General features: G+C 66.0%; 25 protein-coding genes. 20 read left to right on the forward strand and 5 right to left on the reverse strand.

Annotated features, from left to right (window positions below; all coding sequences use genetic code 11):
• Positions 1-17: 17 nt before the first annotated feature.
• The 5 genes from purM (at position 18) to ACCQ16_RS14465 (ending at position 3907) form a co-directional block, all read left to right on the forward strand.
• Positions 18-1151 (forward strand): phosphoribosylformylglycinamidine cyclo-ligase, encoded by a 1134-nt coding sequence (gene purM / locus ACCQ16_RS14445; RefSeq protein WP_206212850.1) that lies wholly within the window; start codon positions 18-20, stop codon positions 1149-1151.
• A 12-nt stretch (positions 1152-1163) separates the two neighbouring features.
• On the forward strand, positions 1164-1634 hold the full coding sequence (locus ACCQ16_RS14450) for a hypothetical protein (protein ID WP_372379992.1): 471 nt from the start codon (positions 1164-1166) through the stop codon (positions 1632-1634).
• Positions 1635-1657: 23 nt separating this feature from the next.
• Positions 1658-2326 carry a phosphoribosylglycinamide formyltransferase gene (purN, locus tag ACCQ16_RS14455; RefSeq protein WP_011348140.1) on the forward strand — a complete coding sequence of 223 codons (669 nt, stop codon included), beginning with the start codon at positions 1658-1660 and terminating at the stop codon, positions 2324-2326.
• A gap of 66 nt (positions 2327-2392) precedes the next feature.
• On the forward strand, positions 2393-3220 hold the full coding sequence (locus tag ACCQ16_RS14460) for a DUF3108 domain-containing protein (RefSeq protein WP_277572603.1): 828 nt from the start codon (positions 2393-2395) through the stop codon (positions 3218-3220).
• Positions 3221-3223: 3 nt separating this feature from the next.
• Positions 3224-3907: a DUF3108 domain-containing protein gene (locus ACCQ16_RS14465; RefSeq protein ID WP_008572650.1), complete on the forward strand. Its 684-nt coding sequence runs from the start codon at positions 3224-3226 to the stop codon at positions 3905-3907.
• 562 nt (positions 3908-4469) lie between these two features.
• Here the strand turns inward: ACCQ16_RS14465 and ACCQ16_RS14470 are convergent.
• The 3 genes from ACCQ16_RS14470 to ACCQ16_RS14480 form a co-directional block, all read right to left on the reverse strand.
• Positions 4470-4793: a hypothetical protein gene (locus tag ACCQ16_RS14470; RefSeq protein ID WP_031423605.1), complete on the reverse strand. Its 324-nt coding sequence runs from the start codon at positions 4791-4793 to the stop codon at positions 4470-4472.
• A complete protein-coding gene (gene murA / locus ACCQ16_RS14475) occupies positions 4790-6064 on the reverse strand; it encodes a UDP-N-acetylglucosamine 1-carboxyvinyltransferase (protein WP_127167403.1) in 1275 nt (424 codons plus the stop codon). The genes ACCQ16_RS14470 and murA overlap by 4 nt, the downstream gene beginning before the upstream one ends.
• Before the next feature lie 240 nt (positions 6065-6304).
• Positions 6305-6532 carry a BolA family protein gene (locus ACCQ16_RS14480; protein ID WP_014090695.1) on the reverse strand — a complete coding sequence of 76 codons (228 nt, stop codon included), beginning with the start codon at positions 6530-6532 and terminating at the stop codon, positions 6305-6307.
• Between the two features lie 53 nt (positions 6533-6585).
• Here ACCQ16_RS14480 and ACCQ16_RS14485 point away from each other — a divergent pair, with 53 nt between their 5' ends.
• The 15 genes from ACCQ16_RS14485 to ACCQ16_RS14555 all read left to right on the forward strand — a co-directional run bounded on the left by ACCQ16_RS14485 (position 6586) and on the right by ACCQ16_RS14555 (position 19862).
• A complete protein-coding gene (locus ACCQ16_RS14485; protein ID WP_008572656.1) occupies positions 6586-7587 on the forward strand; it encodes a KpsF/GutQ family sugar-phosphate isomerase in 1002 nt (333 codons plus the stop codon).
• A 48-nt stretch (positions 7588-7635) separates the two neighbouring features.
• On the forward strand, positions 7636-8184 hold the full coding sequence (locus ACCQ16_RS14490; protein WP_008572659.1) for a KdsC family phosphatase: 549 nt from the start codon (positions 7636-7638) through the stop codon (positions 8182-8184).
• Positions 8181-8756, forward strand: a complete 576-nt coding sequence (gene lptC, locus ACCQ16_RS14495) for an LPS export ABC transporter periplasmic protein LptC (RefSeq protein WP_008572662.1) — start codon at positions 8181-8183, stop codon at positions 8754-8756. The genes ACCQ16_RS14490 and lptC overlap by 4 nt, the downstream gene beginning before the upstream one ends.
• Positions 8734-9294: a lipopolysaccharide transport periplasmic protein LptA gene (gene lptA / locus ACCQ16_RS14500; protein WP_014090696.1), complete on the forward strand. Its 561-nt coding sequence runs from the start codon at positions 8734-8736 to the stop codon at positions 9292-9294. Before lptC ends, lptA begins: the two co-directional genes overlap by 23 nt.
• Positions 9294-10013 carry an LPS export ABC transporter ATP-binding protein gene (gene lptB / locus ACCQ16_RS14505; protein WP_008572666.1) on the forward strand — a complete coding sequence of 240 codons (720 nt, stop codon included), beginning with the start codon at positions 9294-9296 and terminating at the stop codon, positions 10011-10013. Before lptA ends, lptB begins: the two co-directional genes overlap by 1 nt.
• 40 nt (positions 10014-10053) lie before the next feature.
• Positions 10054-11493 (forward strand): RNA polymerase factor sigma-54, encoded by a 1440-nt coding sequence (locus tag ACCQ16_RS14510; RefSeq protein ID WP_301541714.1) that lies wholly within the window; start codon positions 10054-10056, stop codon positions 11491-11493.
• A gap of 87 nt (positions 11494-11580) precedes the next feature.
• The gene (hpf, locus tag ACCQ16_RS14515) at positions 11581-11898 is read left to right on the forward strand and encodes a ribosome hibernation-promoting factor, HPF/YfiA family (RefSeq protein WP_005913379.1); all 318 of its coding nucleotides are present in this window, start codon (positions 11581-11583) and stop codon (positions 11896-11898) included.
• Positions 11899-11919: 21 nt separating this feature from the next.
• Positions 11920-12378 (forward strand): PTS sugar transporter subunit IIA, encoded by a 459-nt coding sequence (locus ACCQ16_RS14520; protein ID WP_008572672.1) that lies wholly within the window; start codon positions 11920-11922, stop codon positions 12376-12378.
• Positions 12375-13325, forward strand: a complete 951-nt coding sequence (gene hprK, locus ACCQ16_RS14525; protein WP_372379993.1) for an HPr(Ser) kinase/phosphatase — start codon at positions 12375-12377, stop codon at positions 13323-13325. The genes ACCQ16_RS14520 and hprK overlap by 4 nt, the downstream gene beginning before the upstream one ends.
• A complete protein-coding gene (gene rapZ / locus ACCQ16_RS14530) occupies positions 13322-14194 on the forward strand; it encodes an RNase adapter RapZ (protein WP_008572674.1) in 873 nt (290 codons plus the stop codon). The genes hprK and rapZ overlap by 4 nt, the downstream gene beginning before the upstream one ends.
• 516 nt (positions 14195-14710) lie before the next feature.
• The gene (locus ACCQ16_RS14535) at positions 14711-15103 is read left to right on the forward strand and encodes a PTS sugar transporter subunit IIA (RefSeq protein WP_003487850.1); all 393 of its coding nucleotides are present in this window, start codon (positions 14711-14713) and stop codon (positions 15101-15103) included.
• Complete coding sequence (locus ACCQ16_RS14540) at positions 15096-15365, forward strand: HPr family phosphocarrier protein (protein WP_005913389.1); 270 nt, start codon at positions 15096-15098, stop codon at positions 15363-15365. Before ACCQ16_RS14535 ends, ACCQ16_RS14540 begins: the two co-directional genes overlap by 8 nt.
• A 58-nt stretch (positions 15366-15423) precedes the next feature.
• Positions 15424-17154, forward strand: coding sequence for a phosphoenolpyruvate--protein phosphotransferase (gene ptsP, locus ACCQ16_RS14545; protein WP_014090700.1), 1731 nt, complete (start codon positions 15424-15426; stop codon positions 17152-17154).
• A gap of 407 nt (positions 17155-17561) precedes the next feature.
• Positions 17562-18923 carry a magnesium transporter gene (mgtE, locus tag ACCQ16_RS14550; RefSeq protein ID WP_003487859.1) on the forward strand — a complete coding sequence of 454 codons (1362 nt, stop codon included), beginning with the start codon at positions 17562-17564 and terminating at the stop codon, positions 18921-18923.
• 201 nt (positions 18924-19124) lie between these two features.
• The gene (locus ACCQ16_RS14555; RefSeq protein ID WP_008571972.1) at positions 19125-19862 is read left to right on the forward strand and encodes a carboxylesterase family protein; all 738 of its coding nucleotides are present in this window, start codon (positions 19125-19127) and stop codon (positions 19860-19862) included.
• A gap of 60 nt (positions 19863-19922) precedes the next feature.
• Here ACCQ16_RS14555 and cydB read toward each other — a convergent pair whose 3' ends face one another.
• Together cydB and ACCQ16_RS14565 are read right to left on the reverse strand one after the other, a co-directional pair.
• Positions 19923-20939: a cytochrome d ubiquinol oxidase subunit II gene (gene cydB, locus ACCQ16_RS14560; protein WP_031423616.1), complete on the reverse strand. Its 1017-nt coding sequence runs from the start codon at positions 20937-20939 to the stop codon at positions 19923-19925.
• The gene (locus ACCQ16_RS14565; RefSeq protein ID WP_011348156.1) at positions 20939-22339 is read right to left on the reverse strand and encodes a cytochrome ubiquinol oxidase subunit I; all 1401 of its coding nucleotides are present in this window, start codon (positions 22337-22339) and stop codon (positions 20939-20941) included. Before ACCQ16_RS14565 ends, cydB begins: the two co-directional genes overlap by 1 nt.
• Between the last annotated feature and the right edge of the window lie 178 nt (positions 22340-22517).

The raw sequence follows: 22517 nt of genomic DNA on the forward strand, positions 1-22517 counted from the left end.
AAGCGTATCCGGGTGAATTGTTGCCCGAATGGGGCGCTAGCGCCAACGTGGCTGCTAAAATCGCCGCCTTTACCGCCGAGCCACCCCCGCCCGTGACCAGCCAGACGCCTTCCAGCCCCTCGCCCATGACCTACCGCGACGCAGGGGTCGACATCGACGCCGGCAATGCATTGGTCGAACGCATCAAGCCGCTGGTCAAGCGCAGCTTCCGGCCCGAGGTCATGGGCGGCCTGGGTGGCTTCGGCGCGCTGTTCGACCTGTCCGGCAAGTACAAGGAGCCGGTGCTGGTCTCTGGCACCGACGGCGTGGGCACCAAGCTCAAGCTGGCTCAGCAATTGGGACGGCACGACACCATCGGCATCGACCTGGTCGGCATGTGCGTCAACGACGTGCTGGTGCAGGGCGCCGAGCCGCTGTTCTTCCTGGATTACTTCGCCACCGGCAAGCTGGATGTGGACACCGCCGCGGCGGTGGTGGGCGGCATCGCGCGTGGCTGCGAGCTCTCCGGTTGCGCGCTGATCGGCGGCGAAACTGCCGAAATGCCCGACATGTACCCGCCGGGCGAATACGACCTGGCCGGTTTCACCGTGGGCGCGGTGGAAAAATCGCAGCTGCTGGATGGCGCGCAGGTGCGCGACGGCGACGTGCTGATCGGCATCGCCTCCTCCGGCCCGCATTCCAACGGCTATTCGCTGATCCGCAAGATCTACGAGCGCGCCGGCGCCCCGGCCGAGCATGTGCTGGACGATGGCACCAAGCTGATCGACGCACTGATGGCGCCGACCGCGCTGTACGTCAAGCCGGTGCTGTCGCTGCTGAAGTCGCACGGTGAAGCGATCCACGCGATGGCGCATATCACCGGTGGTGGCCTGACCGAAAACATCATCCGCGTGATACCCCAAGGCCTGGGTCTGGACATCGACGCCACCGCCTGGACGCTGCCGCCGGTCTTTGCCTGGCTGCAGCGCGAAGGTGCGGTGGCCGATGCCGAAATGTGGCGCACCTTCAACTGCGGCATCGGCTTCGTGCTGATCGCCTCGCCCGAGCAGGCCGCCACGCTGGAGCAGGCGCTGGATGCGCAGTCGCTGGCGCATTGGCGCATCGGCCAGGTGGTGACGGCGCATGGCGACGAGCGCGTGCGGATCGGCTGAGAGAAGACCTGCATGGACGCGTCCCCGATCGCCAGCCCTGCCCCTGCCACTGCCACTGCCAGCGCTGAAGATCTGCAGCAGCTCAAGCTGCTGTCGATCTTCCACTACGTGCTGGCCGGCATCACCGGGTTGTTTTCGTTGTTTCCGTTGATCCATCTGTTCATGGGCCTTGCCATCGTGACTGGCCATCTGCCCATGGAGAGCGCCAGCCCAGACGCGCCGCCAATGGACCCACGCTGGTTCGGCTGGTTTTTCGTGGTGTTCGCGGCAGCATTTATCTGCTGCGGCCTGACGCTGGCGGGGTTCATCGCCTATGCCGGCCGTTGCATCGCCCAGCGCAGGCGGCATCTGTTGTGCCTGATCGTGGCCGGCATCTCCTGCTCGTTCATGCCGTTCGGCACCGTCGTCGGTGTGTTTACGCTGGTGGTGCTGCTGCGTCCGCAGGTGAAGGCTCTGTTCGGTGCCGGCAACGCTGCGGTTTGAGACGTTTGTGAGCCTACTCTCCAATGCCCGCACCTGAGGCCCCATTGCGCCTGGCCGTGCTGGCCTCCGGCCGCGGCAGCAATCTGCAGGCCATTGTCGATGCGATCGCCAGCGGACGCCTGCATGCCGAGGTGGTCGGCGTATTTTCCGATCGCCCGCAGGCGCCGGCCTTGCAGAAAGTCGAGCCGGCGCGTCGCTGGTGCGCCAGCCCGCGCGATTTCGCCGACCGCGCCGCCTTCGATGCCGCGCTGGGCGATGCCATCGCCGCCACGCAGCCGGACTGGGTGATCTGCGCCGGCTATATGCGCATCCTGGGTGAGCCGTTGGTGCGCCGTTTCGCCGGGCGCATGCTCAACATCCACCCCTCGCTGCTACCCAAATACCGCGGCCTGCACACGCACGCGCGCGCGCTGGAAGCCGGCGATGCAGAGCATGGCGCCAGCGTGCATCTGGTGGTGCCGGAGCTAGATGCCGGCGCGGTGATCGCGCAGGCACGCGTGCCGGTCCTGCCCGGAGACAGTGCCGAACAACTGGCCACGCGGGTGCTGGCGCGCGAGCACCCGCTGCTCCTGGCCACGCTGGAGCTGCTTGCCAGTGGCCGCGTCGCGGTGCACGGCGACACCGTACTTATCGACGGTCAGTGCCTGTTTACGCCACTGCGACTAGAGTCCGCAAACACCGCACTCGCCTGAATGCGGAAGACATCCCCCTCATCCCGTCTCGGACATCCTTGCGGCCTCCGTGCCCGCCACCAGCGCATGAACGTCATCCCGATCGCCGCCGCGCTGTTAACTGTCGCCTTGCTGACCGAGGCCGGCCCCGGCCGTGCGCAGCAGGCGCCCGCCGCGCCTGTGCCAGCGGCGCCCGTTCCGGTCACAACTCCAGGCGCCGCGCCGACACCGCCCGCAGCCCTGCCCTCCAGCACCTGGACACCGCCGCCACTGGAACCGTTCGTGGCGACCTACCAGGCGTTCTACCGTGGCAAGGAAGCAGGCGATGCCACCATGCAGGTCAGCCACGGCGAGGGTAGCCAGTGGCGCATCGACATGTCGGTGCGTGGCCGCAAGGGCTTCGCCAGCATCCTGGGCCTGAACCTGGAGCAGAGCACGGTGTTCCGCGTGGACGGCGACACATATGTGCCGCTAAGCCAGAGCACGGTGCGCAAGGCAGTGTTCTTCGGCAAGAAGGTCACCGGCGTCTACAACTGGCAGGCCGGCACAGCGCAGTGGAACGGTGATCTGAAGGAAGATCGCCAGCAGCCGATCCCCTTGCAGCACGGCGACCAAAGCGCGTTGTCGCTGAACCTGTCGCTGATGCGCGACGCGCAACCCGGGCGCAACCTCAGCTATCGCTATGTCGACGTAGGCAAGGTGCGCAAATACGACTACCGCGCAGCCGACGCCACCGAGGTGGTGCAGGTGGGCGATCTGAGCTACGACGCGTTGCGCGTGTACCGCGTCAACGGTGGCGACAACGAAACCATCCTCTGGATCGCCAACGGGGTCCCCACCCCGGTGCGCATCCTCCAACGTGACAAAGGTGAGGATCAGGTCGATCTACGCCTGGTCGAATACCAAGGAGCCTGATCGATGAAAACCCTCCCCCGTCCCAGCGCCATCGTTGCCGCCGCCGCATTGGCCCTGGCCAGTCTGCCTGCCTTGGCCATGCAGCCATTCCAGGCCGACTACTCGGCCAACTACATGGGCATGCAAGCCAATGGCACCATGACCTTGGCCGCTGCCGGCGCCAACCAGTGGCGCTATACGCTGACCATCCAGAACCAGCTGGCCAACCTGACCCAGAGCACGGTGTTCGAAGAAGCAAATGGCCAACTGCGCCCGGTCAGCAGCAACGACACCTCATCGATGATGGTCAAGCGCCGTAATGTCACCGCCAACTACGACTGGAAGACCAGTCAGGCGACCTGGGGCGGCGACATCAAGCCGGACCGCCGCGGGCCGGTGAAACTGCAGCCCGGCGACATGGACGCGCTGTTGATCAACCTGGCCATCACCCGCGATCTGGCCGCCGGCAAACCACTGAACTACCGCATGGTGGACGAAGGCCGCATCAAGCCGATGAGCTATAAGGTGGTCGGCAAGGAAACCATCACCGTCAACGGCAAGCAGGAGCAGGCCACCAAGGTCTCGCGCGTGGACGGCGACAAGGAATTGATCGCGTGGGTGGTCAAAGATCTGCCGGTACCGGCGCGCCTGCTGCAGAAGGAAAAAGGCCAGGACGCGCTGGACCTGACCATCAAGTCGCTGCGCTGAGCGTTTGTGCCTGATCGAGCGTGCCCAGGAATGCGCTGCGGTGCGCTGCTGGGAGGCACTATTGAGCGGGCAACCCGCCAATAGCCATTCTGAAGCGTGGTGAACCGAGTGCGCGATGCCCTCACCGCTCGCGGGACACGCCGTGAATCCGTCCGTGGAGGCTCGGTGGCGGCATCCATGCCGCCACACGTCCCGCAAGCGGCGAGGACACCGCACCAGGCAGTTCGCGGGCTGCTCTGTTGAAAGCGAGAGCAGCAACGGCCGGTTGAAGGCACGGTGAGGACACCTCCTCAAACCTCTTGCGTGCGCCTCGATTGAAGAACCAAGACGCCACGCCAGCGCGCTGAGTGTTGTTTGGTTGAGACTGCGCACCCCGACCATCGTGACTGGTCCTTGCCCGCCTACCGTCGCGGGACCTTATGCGGCATGGATGCCGCATAAGAGCCTACACGGACGTACTTGCGGCGTGTCCCGCGATGGTGGGCGGGCGAGGACCCTGCAGCCAAGCCGCAGCTCAGCCGCTCTTCATGCACCGGTCGGAGCCAGGCCGAGCTGCGACCTCTCAGGGCTTACCCGCGGCCTTGCCATCGCCGGTGCTGAACACCGTGCGGCAGTCCACGCGGATCTGCTCGCCGGTGCTGCGCCAATAGAACAGGTCGCAATGGCGCTTGCCTTCGACAGTCTTCTTTACCGCCACCGCGTAGAACGACTGCGCGATCTCTTCGCGGCTGGCAGTGCCGTCGTTGTTCCAGTCCATGTCCTTGAACTCCACGCCCTGGGTGATGGCCATGCCCACGCTCCAGGCATAGGCCAGCCACGCCAGGATCAGCACGATCACGCCGAGCAGGATCTTGCGCCGGGTGGTGAAACGGCCGCGCAGGATCATGCGGTGCGCTGGATGGTCGCGCCCAGCGCCCCCAGCTTCTCCTCGATGTTTTCGTAGCCACGGTCCAGGTGGTAGATGCGATCGATGGTGGTGTCGCCATCGGCGACCAGGCCTGCCAGGATCAGCGACGCCGATGCGCGCAGGTCGGTCGCCATCACTGGCGCGCCGCTCAGGCGTTCGGAACCGCGCACGATGGCAGTGTGGCCTTCGACCTGGATATCCGCGCCCAGGCGCAGCAGCTCGTTGACGTGCATGAAGCGGTTTTCGAAGATGGTTTCGTTGATCACGCCCACCCCATCGGCCACGCAGTTGAGCGCCATGAATTGCGCCTGCATGTCGGTGGGAAACGCCGGGTACGGCGCAGTGGTCAGGCTGACTGCGCGCGGACGCTTGCCCTGCATGTCCAGCGTGATGCTGTCGGCGGTGGTGGTGATGGTGGCGCCGGCCTCGGTCAGCTTGTCCAGCACTGCATCCAGCGTTTCCGGGCGCGCGCGGCGCACGGTGACGCTGCCGCCGGTCATCGCCGCGGCGACCAGGAAGGTGCCGGTTTCGATGCGGTCCGGCAGCACCGCATGGTGCCCGCCGCCCAGCCGCTCGACGCCCTGCACCACGATGCGTGGAGTGCCGGCGCCTTCGATCTGCGCACCGAGTGCGATCAGACAGTCGGCCAGGTCGGTGACTTCCGGCTCCATCGCCGCGTTTTCCAGCACCGTGGTGCCTTCGGCGAGCACCGCAGCCATCAGCACGTTCTCGGTGCCGGTGACGCTGACCATGTCGAACACATAGCGCGCGCCCTTCAGGCGCCCGTGGCTGGTGGCCTTGATGTAGCCATTTTCCACGCTGATGTCGGCACCCAGTGCCTGCAGGCCCTTGATGTGCTGGTCCACCGGGCGCGAACCGATCGCGCAACCGCCGGGCAGCGACACTTCGGCAGTGCCGTAGCGCGCCAGCAGCGGGCCCAACACCAGGATCGAGGCACGCATGGTCTTGACCAGCTCGTACGGCGCAACCTGATGAGTGACCGAGCGCGGGTCGACCAGGATCGAACGGCCCTTGGCGAGCGTGCCTTCGTCGATGGTGACCTCCGCGCCCAGCTCGCTGAGCAGCTTCACCGTGGTGATCACGTCGTGCAGGTGCGGCACATTGCTGATTTCCACCGGCGCGTCGGCCAGCAGGGTCGCGCACAGGATCGGCAGCACTGCGTTCTTGGCGCCGGAAATATTGACTTCGCCATGCAGCGCTTGGCCGCCGGTCACTACGATTTTTGCCATGGGAATCTGAGAAATCCGAAAGTAGAAGGGATGTCGGGAATGAAATAAGGCGCGTATCGATCGTGGTGCACGCGGCGCGCGGTGGAACCGGGGGATCGAGCCGCGCCGGATATGGCCCGGGACGCGCTGGACGCAATCACTGCGTGGGCGAGGACGACGCCGGCCGAGGCGATGCAGGGGCATCCTGCTTCCGACCCCGTGCTGCGCACCGCTCCGGCCCAGCCCGCTCGGCGGCTGCGTTCAGCCTTCTTCGGGCGTCAGCGTCTTCAGCTGCAGCGCGTGGATCGCCCCGCCCATCAGCTCGCCCAGGGTCGCATAGACCATGCGGTGCCGCGCCAGTGGTGGCTTGCCGACAAATGCAGGGCTGACCACGGTGGCCTCGAAGTGCACGCCGTCGTCGCCGTGCACGTCGACGCGGGCTTCGGGCAAGCCGGATTCGATGAGTTTACGGATGGTTTCGGCGTCCAAAGGGCGTTTCCTCATAAAATGAGCGCACATTCTACTCTTCACCCGAGTCCTGCATGGCTGTCTCGCCCCTGCCCTCCGCCACCGTCAGCGACGCCAGCCTGGTCGCCAGCGGCCAGCGCGTGCTGCAGATCGAGCGCGAGGCGCTGGCCAGCGTGGGCGCACGCATCGGCAGCGAGTTCGCCGCGGCCTGCCGGCTGGTGCTGGCCTCGCGCGGACGGGTGGTCGCCACCGGAATGGGCAAGTCCGGCCATGTGGCGCGCAAGATCGCCGCCACCCTCGCCTCGACCGGCACGCCGGCATTCTTCGTGCACCCGGGCGAAGCCGGACACGGCGACCTGGGCATGATCACCGAGGCCGACATCGTGCTGGCGCTGTCGTACTCCGGGGAATCGGACGAGGTGCGCATGCTGCTGCCGGTGCTCAAGCGCCAGGGCAACCCGATCATCGCCATGACCGGCCGCACCGGTTCCACCCTGGCCCAGGCCGCCGACGTGCACCTGGACGTCAGCGTGTCGGCCGAAGCCTGCCCGCTGCATCTGGCCCCCACCTCCAGCACCACCGCCTCGTTGGCGATGGGCGATGCGCTCGCAGTCGCGCTGCTGGATGCGCGCGGCTTCACCGCCGACGACTTCGCGCGCTCGCATCCTGCCGGCAGCCTGGGACGGCGCCTGCTGCTGCACATCACCGATGTGATGCACGCTGGCGAGGACCTGCCGCGTGTGCGCGAAGACGCCAGCCTGAGCGAGGCGTTGATGGAAATGAGCCGCAAGCGGCTGGGCATGACTGCCGTGGTGGACGCCGACGACCGTCTGATCGGCCTGTTCACCGACGGCGACCTGCGCCGCGCGCTGGACAGCGACATCGACGTGCGCAGCGCCGGCATCGCGCAGGTGATGACGCGCAACCCGCGCACCATCGGCGCCGACCAGCTGGCCGCCGAGGCCGCGCGGCTGATGGAGGACTACAAGATCAACGGCCTGATCGTGGTCGATGCGCAGCACCGCGCGGTGGGCGCATTGAACATTCACGACCTGTTGCGCGCCAAGGTGGTTTAACAGGTTCAGTTTTCAACCGCCGGACCCCGTTCTCACCGATTCGTGCCGATGCCCTATTCCCCTTTGCAGCACCTTCCCGCCGAGCTGATCGAGCGCGCCGCGCGCGTCCGCCTGGCCTGTTTCGACGTCGACGGCACCCTGACCGACGGTCGCCTGTACTACGACCATGCCGGCAACGAGAGCAAGGCCTTCAACGTGCTCGACGGCCAGGGTCTCAAGCAGCTCGACCACGCCGGCATCCAGGTTGCACTGATCACCGCGCGCGCCAGCCTGTCGGCGGAAAAGCGCGGCCAGGATCTGGGCCTGCATGTGCAGATCGGGGTGAAGAACAAGCGCCTGGCAGTGCTGGCGCTGTGCCAGGAGCACGGCCTCTCGCTGGACCAGGTGCTGTTCATGGGCGATGACCTCCCCGACCTGCCCGCCCTGCTCGCGGTCGGCCTGCCGGTGGCGCCGGCCAACGCGCATCCATGGATTGCCGAGCGCGTGCAGTGGCAGACCCGCGCCCGTGGCGGCGAAGGCGCCGCGCGCGAAGTCTGCGATGTGGTGCTGGCCGCACAAGGCCAGGTCGAACGCATCATCGAAGGGTTCTCGGCATGAATTGGAACTGGCGCACCACCCTGGGCGTGGTGCTGTTCGTCGCCGCCGTGATTTCCGGCTGGTCGGCCTGGAAGCAGCGCGCGCGTCCAGCCGCCGCGGCCGTGCAGGAGTCCGGCGCCGACTACATCCTGCGCGACTTCGAGCTGATTGCCCTGGACAAGCAGAGCGGCAAGGAGTCGATGACGCTGCGCGCGCCGGAGATGCATCGCAACCGGGCCGACCAGACCGCTGACATCACCACGCCGGTGTTCCTGATGCCCGACAACGCCAATCTGCCGTGGACCCTGCGCGCCAAGACCGGCTGGGTCAATCCGGACGGCACCCAGCTGCGCCTGCGCGGCGATGTCGAGGGCGACAGCCCGACCGGCGGCGCCACGCCGCCCACCACGTTCCGCACCCAAAGCCTGGACGTGTTCCCGCAACAGAATATTGCCAAGACCGACGCGCCAGTGACCATGACCCGCCCGGGTATCATGCAGAGCGGCGTCGGCTTCGAAGCCGACCTCAAATCACGCCAGTACAAGCTCCTCTCTCAGGTCAAGACCCGCTATGAACCGAATGCTGCCCGCTAAACTGGCGTTTGCCGCACTGCTGCTGCCTGCGTTGGCAATGGCCAAGACCAGCGATCGCAACCAGCCGATGGCGATCGACTCCAATGCCAACGATTGCAACATGCTCGACGACAGCGGCAAGTGCCGTTTCAGCGGCAATGTGGTGATCACGCAGGGCACGCTGGAAATCCACGCCGACACCGCCGATATCTTCCAGAAGAACGGCCAGACCGATCGCGTGGTGCTCAACGGCAAGCAGGCCACGCTCAAGCAGGAGATGGACGACGGCGCCATGATGCACGGCCAGGCCGATAACATCGAATACAAGGTCGCCGATGAGATCATCATCCTGACCGGCAATTACAAGGTGGATTCGCCCAAGGGCACCAACGCCGGCCAGCGCATGGTCTACAACACCAAGACCGGCAACATGCAGAGCGGCGGCGATGGCAGCCGCGTGCGCACCATCATCCAGCCGAAGACCCCGGCGCCTGCCGCGGCAACGCCCGCTCAGACACCGGCCGCCAAGCCCGCTGCCAAGCCGCAGGGGAAGAAGTAATGCTGGTCGCCACCGGTCTGCGCAAGAAGTACAAGCAACGCGAAGTGGTCAAGGAGTTCGGCCTCACGCTGGAGGCCGGCGAGGTGGTGGGCCTGCTCGGCCCCAACGGCGCCGGCAAGACCACCTGCTTCTACATGATCGTGGGCCTGGTCGAAGCCGATGCCGGCCGTATCGAATTGGATGGCCGCGACCTCACTGCCGAACCGATGTACGCACGCGCCAAGCTGGGCGTCGGCTACCTGCCGCAGGAGCCCTCGATCTTCCGCAAGCTCACCGTGGCCGACAACATCCGCCTGGTGCTGGAGCTGCGCGAGGAACTGGACAACGCCGGCCGAGAGAAGGAACTGGTCTCGCTGCTGGAAGAACTGCAGATCACCCATGTGGCCGATCAGCTCGGCGCCAGCCTCTCCGGCGGCGAGCGGCGCCGTTGCGAGATCGCACGCGCGCTGGCGGCCAAGCCGCGCATGATGCTGCTGGACGAACCCTTCGCCGGCGTGGACCCGATTTCGGTCGGCGAGATCCAGCGCATCATCATCCACCTCAAGGAGCGCGGCATCGGTGTGCTGATCACCGACCACAACGTGCGCGAAACCTTGGGAATCTGCGACCGCGCGTATATCCTCGCCGAGGGAGGCGTGCTGGCGCAGGGGGCACCAGACACGTTGCTAGCCAATCCCGACGTCCGTCGCGTGTATCTGGGGGAAACTTTCCGCCTTTGAGCGCGTCGCCGCGCCAACGCTTTTTCCAGTCAGTGCCCGCATGAAAGCCCGGCTCCAGACATCGCTAGGACAGCAGTTGGTCATGACGCCGCAATTGCGTCAGGCGATCAAGCTATTGCAGATGTCCACCACCGAGCTGGAAGTGGAAATCGCCGAGGCAGTGGAAACCAATCCGCTGCTGGAATGGGCCGACGAAGCTGCGCATGCGGCCAACGACATCGCGGTGGAATCCTCGCCGTCCGCGTCCACCGAACAGCCCCAGCGCGAAGAAGTCGCGCCTGCCGAGCGCGACGAGGATTGGTCGCAGGACGAACTGCAGTGGACCGGCTCGGGCAGCGGCGGCAGCTTTGACGACGACGAGTCCGGCGACGCGGCAGAGCGCGTGGCCGAATCCGAAACACTGGCCGACCACCTCTTGTGGCAGCTGCATCTGTCGCCGCTGTCGCAGCGCGACCGCCAGATCGGCGCGATGCTGATCGACGCGCTCGACGAAGACGGCTACCTGCGCGAACCGCTGTCGGCCATTCTCGAGACCCTGGCGCTGGGCGCCGCGGTCGACGAGGCCGACGTGCTCACCGTCCTGCATCAGATCCAGCGCTTCGACCCGGTGGGCGTGGGCGCGCGCACGCTGGGCGAATGCCTGGCGCTGCAGCTGGGGGTGCTCGATGCGGACACCCCCGGCCGCGAGCTGGCGCTGCAGATCGTTGCCGGCCCGCTGGAACGGCTGCCGCGCAGCGGTGTGGCCGGGCTGGCGCACGAGCTCAAGCGTTCCACTGCCGACGTGGAACAGGCGGTGCAGCTGGTGCGTTCGCTGGACCCGCGCCCGGGCAAACAGATCGGCGACCTGTCGCAGGACACCTATGTCGTGCCGGACTGCGTGATCTGGCGCCAGCGCGGGGTCTGGCGGGCCGCACTGGCCGGCCGCGCGCAGCCCAAGGTCACCATCCACCGCGGCTACGAAAACCTGATCCGCAGCTGCGGCGAATCCGATGCCGGCTATCTGCGCGGCCAGTTGCAGGAGGCGCGCTGGCTGCTCAAGAGCCTGGAGGCGCGCGGCGAGACCCTGTTGCGGGTGGTGCGCTGCCTGCTGGAACACCAGGCCGGGTTCCTGGAGTTCGGTCCGCAGGCCTTGCGCCCGTTGACGCTGCGCGAGATCGCAGGCGAGCTCGGCCTGCACGAATCCACCATTTCCCGTGCGATCGCCCGCAAGTACGTGCGCACCCCGCGCGGCACCATCGCGCTGCGCGCGTTCTTCGCCTCCGGCATCGACACCGACAGCGGCGGCGAGGCCTCCAGCACCGCCATCCAGGCCATGATCCGGCGCCTGATCGATGCGGAAAACCCTCGCAAACCGCTCTCCGACGCCAAGCTGGCCGATCTGCTGAAAACATCCGGCGTACCAGTGGCGCGGCGCACCGTTGCGAAGTATCGTGAGGCCATGAACATTTCCGCCTCCCACGAACGCGTGCGCATCGCCTGACGTTGCAACCACCGCAACGCCGGCATGCGCCGGGCTTGTCGGATCACCGGAACGGTTCATTGGCCCACCGACCAATGGAGGTATCCGATGCGTATCGAGACGTATGGCCACCAGCTTGAAGTGACCCCCGCCCTGAGGGAGTACGTGGCAAGCAAGCTGCAGCGACTGCAGCGCCATTTCGACCAGCACTGCGAAGTCCGAACGCAGCTGGCCGTCCGCAAGCCGGACCACCACGTGGTCGCCACCGTCAACCTTCCCGGTCGCACCCTGCACGCAGATGCCAGCGGCTCCACCATGTATGCGGCCATCGACCTGCTGGTCGACAAGCTCGACCGCCTGGTGCTCAAGCACAAAGAGAAGAAATGTAACCACCACGCCCGCGAGGTGCGCGACAATCCCGCATGACGCTTCCCGCTTGATGCCCTCATGCCCTTAACCGATCTGATGGCGGCCGTGCGCACCGTGGTGTCGCCGGCCGCCGATCGCGACACCGTCCTGCATGCCGCCGCCGACCTGCTCTCCTGTCGTCAGGCCGGCGCCGACGAGCTCTACGCCAACCTGTGCGAGCGCGAGGCCCTGGGCAGTACCGCCATCGGCCATGGCATCGCCATTCCGCATGGGCGCTGCCCCAACCTCACCGAGCCACGCGGGGCCTTGCTGCGGCTGGACACGCCGGTGTCCTTCGGTGGGGACGAGCCGGTGGACCTGGTCTTCGCCATGGCCGTGCCGGCGCACTACACCCACCAGCACCTGATGCTGCTGTCCGAGCTGGCCGAACGGTTTTCCGATGCCGACTTCCGTCGGAACTTGCGCGCCGCACCCAACGCCGATGCCCTGATGGCGCTGCTCGCCGACGTGCCGCCCGCGCAGGCGAGCGCGGCATGAATACCAGCATCACCGCACGCGAACTGTTCGACCAGCAGCGCGACAAGCTGGCCCTGCGCTGGGTCGCCGGCCCCAAGGGCGAGCACCGCGAGATCCAGGCCGGCAGCAACAACGCACGGCGCCCGTCGCTGGCTGGCTACCTCAATGTGATCTATCCCAACAAGGTGCAGATCCTGGGCACCGAGGAACTGGCCTGGCTGGACTCGCTGGATGCGCGGCAGCGCTGGGAAACCATCGAAAAGATCATCCAGGTGCAACCGCTGGCGCTGGCGATCAGTAAGAACCAGTCATGCCCGGAAGATCTGCGTGCGGCGGCGGACGAATCCAATACGCCGCTGTGGATCTCGTCCAAGCGCGGCCACGAGCTGCTCAACCATCTCTCCTACCATCTGGCACGCACGTTGGCGCCGCTGGTCACGCTGCATGGCGTGTTCATGGAGATCTACTCGATCGGCGTGCTGATCACCGGCGAAGCCGGCTCGGGCAAGAGCGAACTGGCGCTGGAACTGCTCAGCCGCGGCCACCGATTGGTGGCCGACGATGCGCCCGAGTTCACCCAGATCGCGCCCGATGTGCTCGACGGCACCTGCCCCGAACTGCTCCAGGATTTGCTGGAAGTACGCGGCCTGGGCGTCTTGAACGTGCGCGACATGTTCGGCGACACCGCGGTGAAGAAAAACAAGTACCTGCGCCTGATCGTGCACCTGACCCGGCCGATGACCGAGCCCACGCCGTCCGGCTACGAGCGTCTGACCGGCGATTCGGGCAGCCGCCATGTGCTGGACCTGGACGTGCCGCTGATCACCCTGCCGGTGATGCCCGGCCGCAATCTGGCCGTGCTGACCGAAGCGGCGACCCGGCTGCACATCCTGCGCACCAAAGGCATCGACCCGGCAGCGATGTTCATCGCTCGCCACAGCAACCTGCTGGAGCGACGTACGCCATGAGTGTTGCGCCCTCCACGCTGATGATCGTGAGCGGGCTGTCCGGCTCGGGCAAATCGGTCGCGTTGAAGACCTTCGAAGACCTGGATTACTACTGCTCGGACAATCTGCCGGTCGAGCTGCTGCCGGACTTCGTCAAAAGCCGTCTGCGTGGTAACCCGATCGGCGACCAGCGCCTGGCGGTGGGCATCGATGTGCGCAGCCGCAGCGACCTGACCCAGCTGGCGCAGTGGCGCCAGGCCGCGCAGGAATACGGCATCGAGGCGCGATTGCTGTTTTTCGAGGCCAGCGACGAGGCGTTGATCAAGCGGTATGCCGATACCCGCCGCCGCCACCCGCTCAGCCATCTCGGCCTGGCATTGCCGGAAGCGATCACCCGCGAGCGCCAGTTGACCGAACCGTTGCGTACGCAGGCCGATGCCGTCATCGACACCAGCACGCTCAACGTGCATCAATTGCGCCGCCGCGTGGTCACCGAGTTCGCGCTTGGTTCCCATGACCGGCTGTCGCTGCTGTTCGAATCGTTTGCCTACAAGCGCGGCGTGCCGGCCGAAGCCGACTTCGTGTTCGACGCGCGCGTGCTGCCCAATCCGCATTGGGATCCGGAACTGCGCCCACTCACCGGCCGCGATGCCGGCGTGCGCGACTACCTGGACAACGAGGCGGACGTGCAGCGCTACAGCGCGCAGATCGTGGACCTGCTCGATACCTGGCTGCCGCGACTGCGCAACGACACCCGCAGCTACGTGACCATCGCCTTCGGTTGCACGGGCGGCAAACACCGCTCGGTCTACATGGCCGAGCGCATGGCCCGCCATGCGCGCGAACAAGGCTGGCCGGAAGTGGCGACGTTTCATCGCGAGCAGGACTGAGGGGCTGGGATTCGGGATTCGGGATTCGTTGCAGCGGCATCCGCTAGGTGAGCGTGCTGTACCTACGTCGAGGGCGACACGCTCGCTGGCCTTATTCTTAGGTTGGAGTGCTTGCGCGGTGGCTGGCGTGGGCGGACGCTACACAGGCCGACGACGCTGTCGCTGATGCGACTGGCTCGCCGACGTCCCGAAAATCGCGTGGCGTTCTCGTTCGATGCGCCATGCAACGCTGCACCACCAACACGTTGGCGCCGTCACCACCAATGCGTCGGTGGTATTCCGCCACGCATGGCGACATGCCCCTGCGCGCTGCAGGGAAACGGCAGCGCCCGCTTGCCATGCAGGCCGCACTGCTGACGCTGCGCAAGCCACGGATCGCGCCACGTCGGCAGCGCACGATGGCGACCCATGCTGCCGCCACGTCGCCGCAGCGGTCCTAAACGGCTATTCAGTTCGCAACGCATCTGTGCAGGCAGACGCTATCGCGCAGTCATGCCGACCTGTTAACGTTTCGGCATGGCCTGTGGCATTCTCCTCATTACTCATCCCGGCATCGGCGCAGCGTTGTTGAACGTGGCGACGGGGCTGTTGCGGCAATTGCCGTTGAAGACCGAAGCATTCGACGTGCCGTTCGATGCAGACCTGGACGCATTGCTGCCCCAGGCGTCGTCGGCGATGCGCCGGGTCGACAGCGGCGACGGCGTGCTGGTCATGACCGACCTGTACGGCGCCAGCCCCAGCAATCTGGCCAACCGTCTGGCCAAGCTGGGCACCCCGGTTCGCCGGGTGTCCGCACTGAGCCTGCCGATGCTGCTGCGCGTGATGAACTACCCCGAACAAGGATTGCAGGAACTGCCCGCCACTGCGGCGGCCGGTACCCGCAACGGAGCGATCATCGACGATGCTTGAACGCGAACTCATAGTTTCCAACCGACTCGGACTGCATGCGCGGGCCACCGCCAAGCTGGTGCAGACGCTGTCGTCGTATCGCAGCAACGCCACCCTGGCGGCCAAGGGGCGCGAGGTGAATGCCAAGAGCATCATGGGCGTGATGCTGCTGGCCGCAGGCCAGGGCACCAGCGTGGTGGTGCGGCTGGATGGCGAAGACGAAGCCGAGGCCTTGCAGGCGCTGGTGGACCTGTTCGAGCGTCGTTTCGACGAGGACAGCTGAGCATGCGCGGCGTCGGTGCCGTTGCGACCGACACGGCGCCGCTGCGCCAGGGCCGCGCATGAGCCTGCGCCTGCGCGGACATGGCGCTGCACGCGGCAACGCGCTTGGCCGCGCACGCGTGCGCCAGAGCCATACCCTCGAAGTGGCCGAACAACGCGTGCCCGCCAATCAGGTGGAAACGCAGCTGCAGCGCCTGCATGCCGCCATCGCGTCGGCACGGGTCGAGATGCAGCAGCTGCGCGACCGCCTGCACGGCGCACTGGCGCGCGAAGTCGGCGAATTTCTCGAGCTGCATGCATTGCTGCTCGATGACCCCGAGCTGCTGCAAGGCCTGGATGAACTGATCCGCACCCACCGTTACAGCGCCGACTATGCCTTGCGCGTACAGCGCGACCGCCTGGCGGCGGTGTTCGACGGGATGGAGGATGCGTATCTCAAGAGCCGCATGGACGATCTGGATCACGTGATCGGCCGCATCCATGCGTTCTTGCACAAGCGCGCTCCCGACCTCAAGGGTGTGGCCGGCGAAATCCTGGTGTGCGACAACGTGGCACCTTCCGAGCTGGCGCAGCTGCAGGCGCAAGGCGTGGTCGGCATCGTCACCACCGCCGGCAGCACGCTGTCGCACAGCGCGATCCTGGCGCGCAGCCTGCACCTGCCGTTGGTGGTGGGCGTCAGCGACGCGCTGCAGCGCATCGAAGATGGCGATGTGCTGATTGTCGATGCCGGCTCGGGCCAGGTCATCGTCGACCCCAAGCCCGAACATCTGCGCGACTATCGCGAGCGCCTGCGTGCGCTTGCCAAGGAACAGCGCGAGCTGGGCCGGCTACGCTCCAAGCCCACGCGTACGCGCGACAACGTCGATATCACTCTGCTGGCCAACGCCGAATCGCTGGAAGACGTGGCCAACGCGCATGCGCTCGGGGCCAGCGGCCTGGGCTTGTACCGCACCGAATTCCTGTTCCTGCAGCGCAACGAACTGCCGGACGAAGACGAACAGTTCCACACCTACCGCGACACCGTGCTGGGCATGAGCGGCCGCCCGGTCACCATCCGCACCCTGGATCTTGGCGCCGACAAGGCCGACCGCACCGGCCTGACACTCAGCGATGAGGACAACCCGGCGCTGGGTCTGCGCGGCGTGCGCCTGTCGCTGGCGCGGCCGGCGGTGGCGCAGGCGCAATTGCGCGCGATCCTGCGTGCGTCCGGCTACGGGCCGGTGCGCATCCTGGTGCCGATGGTCAGCGGCCGCGAAGAAATCCTGCAGCTGCGCAAGCAGTTGAAGAAGCTCACCGCACAGCTGCGCGCCGAAGGCCACGAGATCGCCGAGCACATCCCGCTGGGTGCGATGATCGAAGTGCCGGCTGCGGCATTGGCGCTGGACTGCTTCATCGACGATATCGATTTCCTGTCCATCGGCACCAACGACCTGGTGCAATACCTGCTGGCGGTGGATCGCAACAACGAGGCGTTGGGCGAGCTGTACTCGCCCCTGCATCCGGCCGTCCTCAGGCTGATCGCGCAGGTCATCGCCACCGGGCGCACCTACGGCAAGCCGGTCGCGGTGTGCGGTGAAATCGCCGGCGATCCGCGTTTCGTACCGATGCTGCTGGCGCTGGGGCTCACCGAGTTCAGCCTGCATCCGGCCACATTGCTGGAAGTGCGCCGCGCGGTGCGCGACACCCATCTGGGCGAGTTGCGCGTGCACGGCGAAAAATTGCTGCGCGCCCGCGATCGCAAGGGCATCGAAAAATGGCTGGCTGGCCATGCGCAGGGGCTGCTGCGGTAATTGCGGCACGCAGCGCCCGGCCGCGCGGCCGATGCTTGAAGACCTGGGTTTCCTTCAGCACGGCGTTCGACACGCTCGCAGTCCTGAGGCAGGCCCAGACGGTGGCGCGAATCGGCATGCACCGCTTGGGCAGTGCGATTGCTGCGCGCACCAGTCACGCCCGCTCGCACCGCGTTGATCGCCTCCTTGTCGAAAAGCGCCGAAGATGCCGCCTGCATCGTCAATCGCGTCCCGCTCCATGCACCTTGAGCAGCTCTCTCGGCTTGGCTGCGTCCACGGCGCACGTCCTGCGCAAACGCGCCGCAGCGGCCCTGTATGTTTCGTCACCATGCGCAAGCGATAATGCCTTGCTGGCCCAGCACCGCGTCCTTTACTGATGGCGCGTCCACTCTTCCGGGAAGCCGCGCATGGCCGAAGCCGTTCGCCACGACAAAACCGCGCGCCAGCTACGCCTGCTGTCCGACGCGCTGGATAGCGGACGCCTGGGGCCGGTACGCCGGTTGGTCAATACGCTGGCGCCGGCGGAAATCGGCAACCTGCTCGAATCGCTGCCACCGGGCAAGCGCGAAGTGGTGTGGGGGCTGGTCGATCCGGAAGACGATGGCGAGGTGCTGCTGCATGTCGGCGACGAAGTGCGCGAAAGCCTGCTGGCCGACATGGACCCGGACGAGATCGTGGCGGCGGTCGAAGACCTGGACATCGACGATCTGGCCAACCTGGTCGAAGACCTGCCCGACACCGTCATCGATGAAGTGCTCAAGTCGATGGACCGCGAAAACCGCGAGCGGCTCGAGCAGGTGCTGTCGTATCCGGAAGACACCGCCGGGCGTCTGATGAACCCGGACGTGGTCACCGTGCGCGCCGACGTCAATGTGGACGTGGTGCTGCGCTATCTGCGCCTGCGCGGCGAACTGCCCGACCACACCGATCATCTGTACGTGGTGAGCCGGCGCCACCAATACCTGGGCCGCGTGCCGCTGGCGGCGCTGGTCACCCACGAAGACAGCACGCCGGTCAACCGGCTGATCGACGACGAGCAACCGGCCATCGATGTCGGCGACGGTTCGGACGAAGTGGCGCGGCGCTTCTCCGACCACGACTGGATCTCCGCGCCGGTGGTGGACGACAACAACATCCTGCTGGGCCGCATCACCATCGACGACGTGGTCGACATCATCCGCGAGCAGGCCGAGCACCAGGCCATGAGCGCGGCCGGTCTGGACGAAGACGAAGACATGTTCAGCCCGGCACGGCGCGCATTCCGGCGCCGCCTGATCTGGCTGAGCATCAATCTGTGCACCGCGTTTCTGGCGTCCAGCGTAGTCAGCAGGTTCGAGGGCACCATCGAGAAACTGGTGGCGCTTGCGGCGCTGATGCCGATCGTTGCCGGCATGGGCGGCAATGCCGGCACCCAGGTGCTGGCCCTGATGGTGCGCGGCCTGGCGCTGGGCCAGATCGGCTCGTCCAACGTGATGACCTTGCTCAAGAAAGAGCTCACCGTCGCGCTGATCAACGGGCTGTGCCTGGGCATCGGGCTTGGCTTGATCGTGCTGGCCTGGTTCCGGCAACCGATGCTATCGCTGGTGATCGGCACCGCATTGACGGTGAACATGCTCACTGCCGCCTTCGGCGGAGTGCTGGTGCCGGTGACGCTGAAACGGTTGGGCTTCGATCCGGCGTTGGCCGGTGGCGTGATCCTGACCACCTTGACCGACGTGATGGGCTTTTTGAGCTTCCTGGGCCTGGCCACGTTGATCCTGCTGCCCTGACCTGCGGTGCCTGGCCTGGAGCGTGTCATGCATGCGATGACGACAAGCAGATGAATATTCGACAGGAATCGCCTCGCCTCGACACGCCAGCGCACCGGCATGCGGTAATACTGCACCCATGTGATCGGTCGGGAGAGCTGCGTGATTCGTCGTTGTCTTGTTGTCATTGCCTTTGCGCTACTGCTGGCCGGCTGCACCAGCATGGCTGAGCGCCACCACGACGAACGCCGCGGCCACTTCGTCACCCGTACGCTGAAACTGGAAGGGCGCCTGTACCGCTATCAAGTGTTCGTGCCCGCGTCCAAGGTGCCGCAGCCGCGGCCCATCGTGCTGTTCCTGCATGGCTCGGGCGAGCGCGGCGATAACGGGCGCGATCAGGCCGAAGTCGGCCTGGGCCCTTACTTGAGCGAACACACTGCCGATTTCCCCGCGCTTGTCGTATTGCCGCAAGTGCCCAATGACGAAGAGTGGATGGGCGTCAATGCGCGCATGGCAATCGCGGCGCTGGATGCGGCCAGCGCCGAGTTCGCTGCCGACCCGCAGCGCACCTACCTCACCGGCATTTCGATGGGCGGCTATGGCGCCTGGGAAATCGGGCTGATGCAGCCGCAACGGTTTGCGGCGATCGTGCCGATCTGCGGTGCACTCAAGGCACCGCGCGATGAGCGCCGCACCTTGTACGTGAGCCTGGTGGCGAAGGAAGCGGACCCGTACACCGCGGCAGTGACGCAACTCAAGCACGTGCCGATCTGGATGTTCCATGGCGCCAAGGACGATTCGGTGCCGCCGCACGACGACCGCGCGCTGTACCGCGCCGCCAAGGGCGTCGGGGCCAATGTGCGCTACAGCGAATATCCGCAAGGCAACCACAACGCCTGGGACGCAACCTATGCGGACCCGGCGATGTGGGAATGGATGTTCAAGCAGCGCCTGCGCTGATGTTGTGCAGCGCCACGCCGGCCCTGCGCCGGCATGGCGGCATGACATGGCCGGTGCGCCTCAGTGGTGATACCCGGTGTCAGCGGTGATCTTGCCGCGGAATACGCGGTACGACCATACCGTATAGCCCAGGATCAGCGGCAGCAGCATGACCAGTCCCACCATCGCGAACAGTTGCGAAGACGGCGGCGCGGCAGCCTGCCAGATGGTGTAGACCGGCGGCACCAGATACGGCCACATGCCCAGCACCAGACCCAAGAAGCCCAGCACGAACAGGCCCATCGCCAGCAGGAATGGCAGCGCATCCGAGCGCGCGGCCTCGCTCGCACGCCATAGCGCCCCTCCCACGATGGCGACCAGCAGCGGCACCGGCATCAGCCACAGATAGTGCGTGCCACTGAACCAGCGCTCCATCACATGCGACTGCAGCGACGGCAACCAGGCGCTGACCAGGCCGATGAAGATCAACACGCTGATGGTCAACGGTCGGCTCAACTGCCGCGCCAACTGCTGCACGTGGCCTTCTGTCTTGAGAATCAGCCAGGTACTGCCGAGCAGCGCATAGCCGAACACCAAGGCGGCGCCCGTCAGCATCGCGAACGGGCTGAACCAGCCCCAGATGCCGCCGACATAGCGGTCGTTCTCGATCGGCAGGCCCTGCACCAGCGCGCCAAGGATCACGCCCTGCGCGAAGGTGGCCAGGATCGAACCGGCAGCAAACGCATTACTCCACAAGCGCCGCGAGCGATGCGCCTTGAAACGGAATTCGAATGCAACGCCGCGGAACACCAAGGCCATCACCATCAACAGCACCGGCAGATACAGCGCCGACAAGATCACCGCATACGCCTTGGGAAATGCGGCCAGCAGCCCTGCCCCGCCGAGCACCAGCCAGGTTTCGTTGCCGTCCCAGATCGGCGCGGCGGTGTTCATCATCAGATCCAGCTGCGCTTCGTCCTTGCGGAACGGCGCCAGGATGCCGATGCCGAGCACGAAGCCGTCCAGCACCACGTACATCAGCACCCCGAAGCCGATCACCGCAAACCACGCCACCGGCAATACGCTGTTCATCTCCATCATGCAGCTCCGTCGATCGGTGCATCCGCTGCCGACAGCGGGCGTGCGGGCGTGTGTTCGCCATGGTCCAGATGCGGCGCGTCGGCATGTGGGGTGGGGCCTTGCTTGCCGATCTTGACCAGGTACCAGATGCCCCAGCCGAACACGAACGCGTAGCCGGCCACATACACCGCCAGCGAGATGGCGGTCATCAGCGCAGACTGCGGGCCCACCGCATCGGCGGTGCGCAACAAGCCGTAGACCACATAGGGCTGCCGGCCGATTTCGGTGACGAACCAGCCGGAAATCAGCGCGATGAAGCCGCTCGGCAACATCCAGCGCCAGACCGCCAGCAACCAGCGCCATTGCACCAGCTTGCCGCGCCATAACGCGAACGCAGACACCCAGGCCACCAGCAGCATCAATGAGCCGATCCCCACCATGATGCGGAAGGCGAAGAACACCGGCGTCACCGGCGGGCGCTCGCTTGCCGGCACCGACGTCAGTGGCGCGATGCTGCCATCCGGGCGGTGGGTCAGAATCAGGCTGCCCAGGCGCGGAATCGCCACCTCATAGTCGTTACGCTCAGCCTGTGCGTTGGGTAACGCAAACACCACCAGCGGGAATCCCTCGCCCGGCTGTTCGGCATGCCAGTGCGCTTCCATCGCGGCGATCTTCATCGGCTGATGCTTGAGCGTGTTCAAGCCATGCATGTCGCCGACGACGATCTGCAGCGGTACGGCGATCGCGGCAAACACCACGGCCAGCTTCAGCATGCGCAGCCCTGCCTGGCGATGTACGCCACGATGCAGATACCACGCGCCCACTGCACCCACCACGAAGCAGGTGGTGATGAACGAGCCAAGCGCCATGTGCGCAAGCCGGTACGGGAACGAGGGATTGAAGATGATCTGCAACCAGTCCACCGGATGCACGATGCCGCCGATGACCTCGTAGCCGGCCGGGGTCTGCAACCAGCTATTGGACGAAAGAATCCAGAACGTGGAAAACAGCGTGCCCAGCGCCACCATGCAGGTGGCCAGGAAATGCAGGCGCTCGGAAATTCGACCCCAGCCGAACATCATCACGCCCAGGAAACTGGCTTCCAGAAAGAACGCGGTGAGCACCTCATAGCTCAGCAGTGGCCCGATCACGCCACCGGCCACGCGGCTCAATTCCGGCCAGTTGGCCCCGAACTGGAAGGCCATCACGATGCCGCTGACCACGCCCATGCCGAAGGACACGGCAAAGATCTTCTGCCAGAAAAAATACAGCTCGCGCCAGACCGGCAGACGCGTGCGCAACCAGCGCCATTCCAGAAACGCCAGCAGGCTGGAAAGCCCGATGGTGAATGCCGGAAACAACACGTGGAACGCAATGACGAATCCGAACTGGATCCGCGATAACAGCAGTGCGTCCATGGAGAACCCTCCAGGAAAAAAGTGATCGTCGGCGTGCAGGTCGCAGCGCGATCGCCGGAATGCATTGCATCGGGCGATCGCGCGCGCGCTGCTGCGCTACGCGATCATGATAGGGACGGTCGCGCCCGTTCCCGATGCGACACGGCGTCGCATCTGCGACAAATTGCCGCCCTTGTAC

It is taken from the genome of Xanthomonas sp. NCPPB 1062 (assembly GCF_041481705.2).
Lineage (GTDB): Bacteria > Pseudomonadota > Gammaproteobacteria > Xanthomonadales > Xanthomonadaceae > Xanthomonas > Xanthomonas euvesicatoria.

Excerpts from the sequence above, each read along its gene's own strand:
- ACCQ16_RS14465 (WP_008572650.1), top strand. The coding sequence starts at position 3,224 with ATGAAAACCCTCCCCCGTCCCAGCGCCATCGTTGCCGCCGCCGCATTG.
- ACCQ16_RS14460 (WP_277572603.1), top strand. The coding sequence starts at position 2,393 with ATGAACGTCATCCCGATCGCCGCCGCGCTGTTAACTGTCGCCTTGCTG.
- ACCQ16_RS14485 (WP_008572656.1), top strand. The coding sequence starts at position 6,586 with ATGGCTGTCTCGCCCCTGCCCTCCGCCACCGTCAGCGACGCCAGCCTG.
- ACCQ16_RS14510 (WP_301541714.1), top strand. The coding sequence starts at position 10,054 with ATGAAAGCCCGGCTCCAGACATCGCTAGGACAGCAGTTGGTCATGACG.
- ACCQ16_RS14450 (WP_372379992.1), top strand. The coding sequence starts at position 1,164 with ATGGACGCGTCCCCGATCGCCAGCCCTGCCCCTGCCACTGCCACTGCC.
- ACCQ16_RS14470 (WP_031423605.1), bottom strand. The coding sequence starts at position 4,793 with ATGATCCTGCGCGGCCGTTTCACCACCCGGCGCAAGATCCTGCTCGGC.
- ptsP (WP_014090700.1), top strand. The coding sequence starts at position 15,424 with ATGAGCCTGCGCCTGCGCGGACATGGCGCTGCACGCGGCAACGCGCTT.
- purN (WP_011348140.1), top strand. The coding sequence starts at position 1,658 with ATGCCCGCACCTGAGGCCCCATTGCGCCTGGCCGTGCTGGCCTCCGGC.
- ACCQ16_RS14520 (WP_008572672.1), top strand. The coding sequence starts at position 11,920 with ATGCCCTTAACCGATCTGATGGCGGCCGTGCGCACCGTGGTGTCGCCG.
- rapZ (WP_008572674.1), top strand. The coding sequence starts at position 13,322 with ATGAGTGTTGCGCCCTCCACGCTGATGATCGTGAGCGGGCTGTCCGGC.
- hpf (WP_005913379.1), top strand. The coding sequence starts at position 11,581 with ATGCGTATCGAGACGTATGGCCACCAGCTTGAAGTGACCCCCGCCCTG.
- cydB (WP_031423616.1), bottom strand. The coding sequence starts at position 20,939 with ATGGAGATGAACAGCGTATTGCCGGTGGCGTGGTTTGCGGTGATCGGC.
- lptC (WP_008572662.1), top strand. The coding sequence starts at position 8,181 with ATGAATTGGAACTGGCGCACCACCCTGGGCGTGGTGCTGTTCGTCGCC.
- lptA (WP_014090696.1), top strand. The coding sequence starts at position 8,734 with ATGAACCGAATGCTGCCCGCTAAACTGGCGTTTGCCGCACTGCTGCTG.
- ACCQ16_RS14490 (WP_008572659.1), top strand. The coding sequence starts at position 7,636 with ATGCCCTATTCCCCTTTGCAGCACCTTCCCGCCGAGCTGATCGAGCGC.
- murA (WP_127167403.1), bottom strand. The coding sequence starts at position 6,064 with ATGGCAAAAATCGTAGTGACCGGCGGCCAAGCGCTGCATGGCGAAGTC.
- ACCQ16_RS14565 (WP_011348156.1), bottom strand. The coding sequence starts at position 22,339 with ATGGACGCACTGCTGTTATCGCGGATCCAGTTCGGATTCGTCATTGCG.
- ACCQ16_RS14535 (WP_003487850.1), top strand. The coding sequence starts at position 14,711 with ATGGCCTGTGGCATTCTCCTCATTACTCATCCCGGCATCGGCGCAGCG.
- lptB (WP_008572666.1), top strand. The coding sequence starts at position 9,294 with ATGCTGGTCGCCACCGGTCTGCGCAAGAAGTACAAGCAACGCGAAGTG.
- hprK (WP_372379993.1), top strand. The coding sequence starts at position 12,375 with ATGAATACCAGCATCACCGCACGCGAACTGTTCGACCAGCAGCGCGAC.
- ACCQ16_RS14540 (WP_005913389.1), top strand. The coding sequence starts at position 15,096 with ATGCTTGAACGCGAACTCATAGTTTCCAACCGACTCGGACTGCATGCG.
- mgtE (WP_003487859.1), top strand. The coding sequence starts at position 17,562 with ATGGCCGAAGCCGTTCGCCACGACAAAACCGCGCGCCAGCTACGCCTG.
- ACCQ16_RS14555 (WP_008571972.1), top strand. The coding sequence starts at position 19,125 with ATGGCTGAGCGCCACCACGACGAACGCCGCGGCCACTTCGTCACCCGT.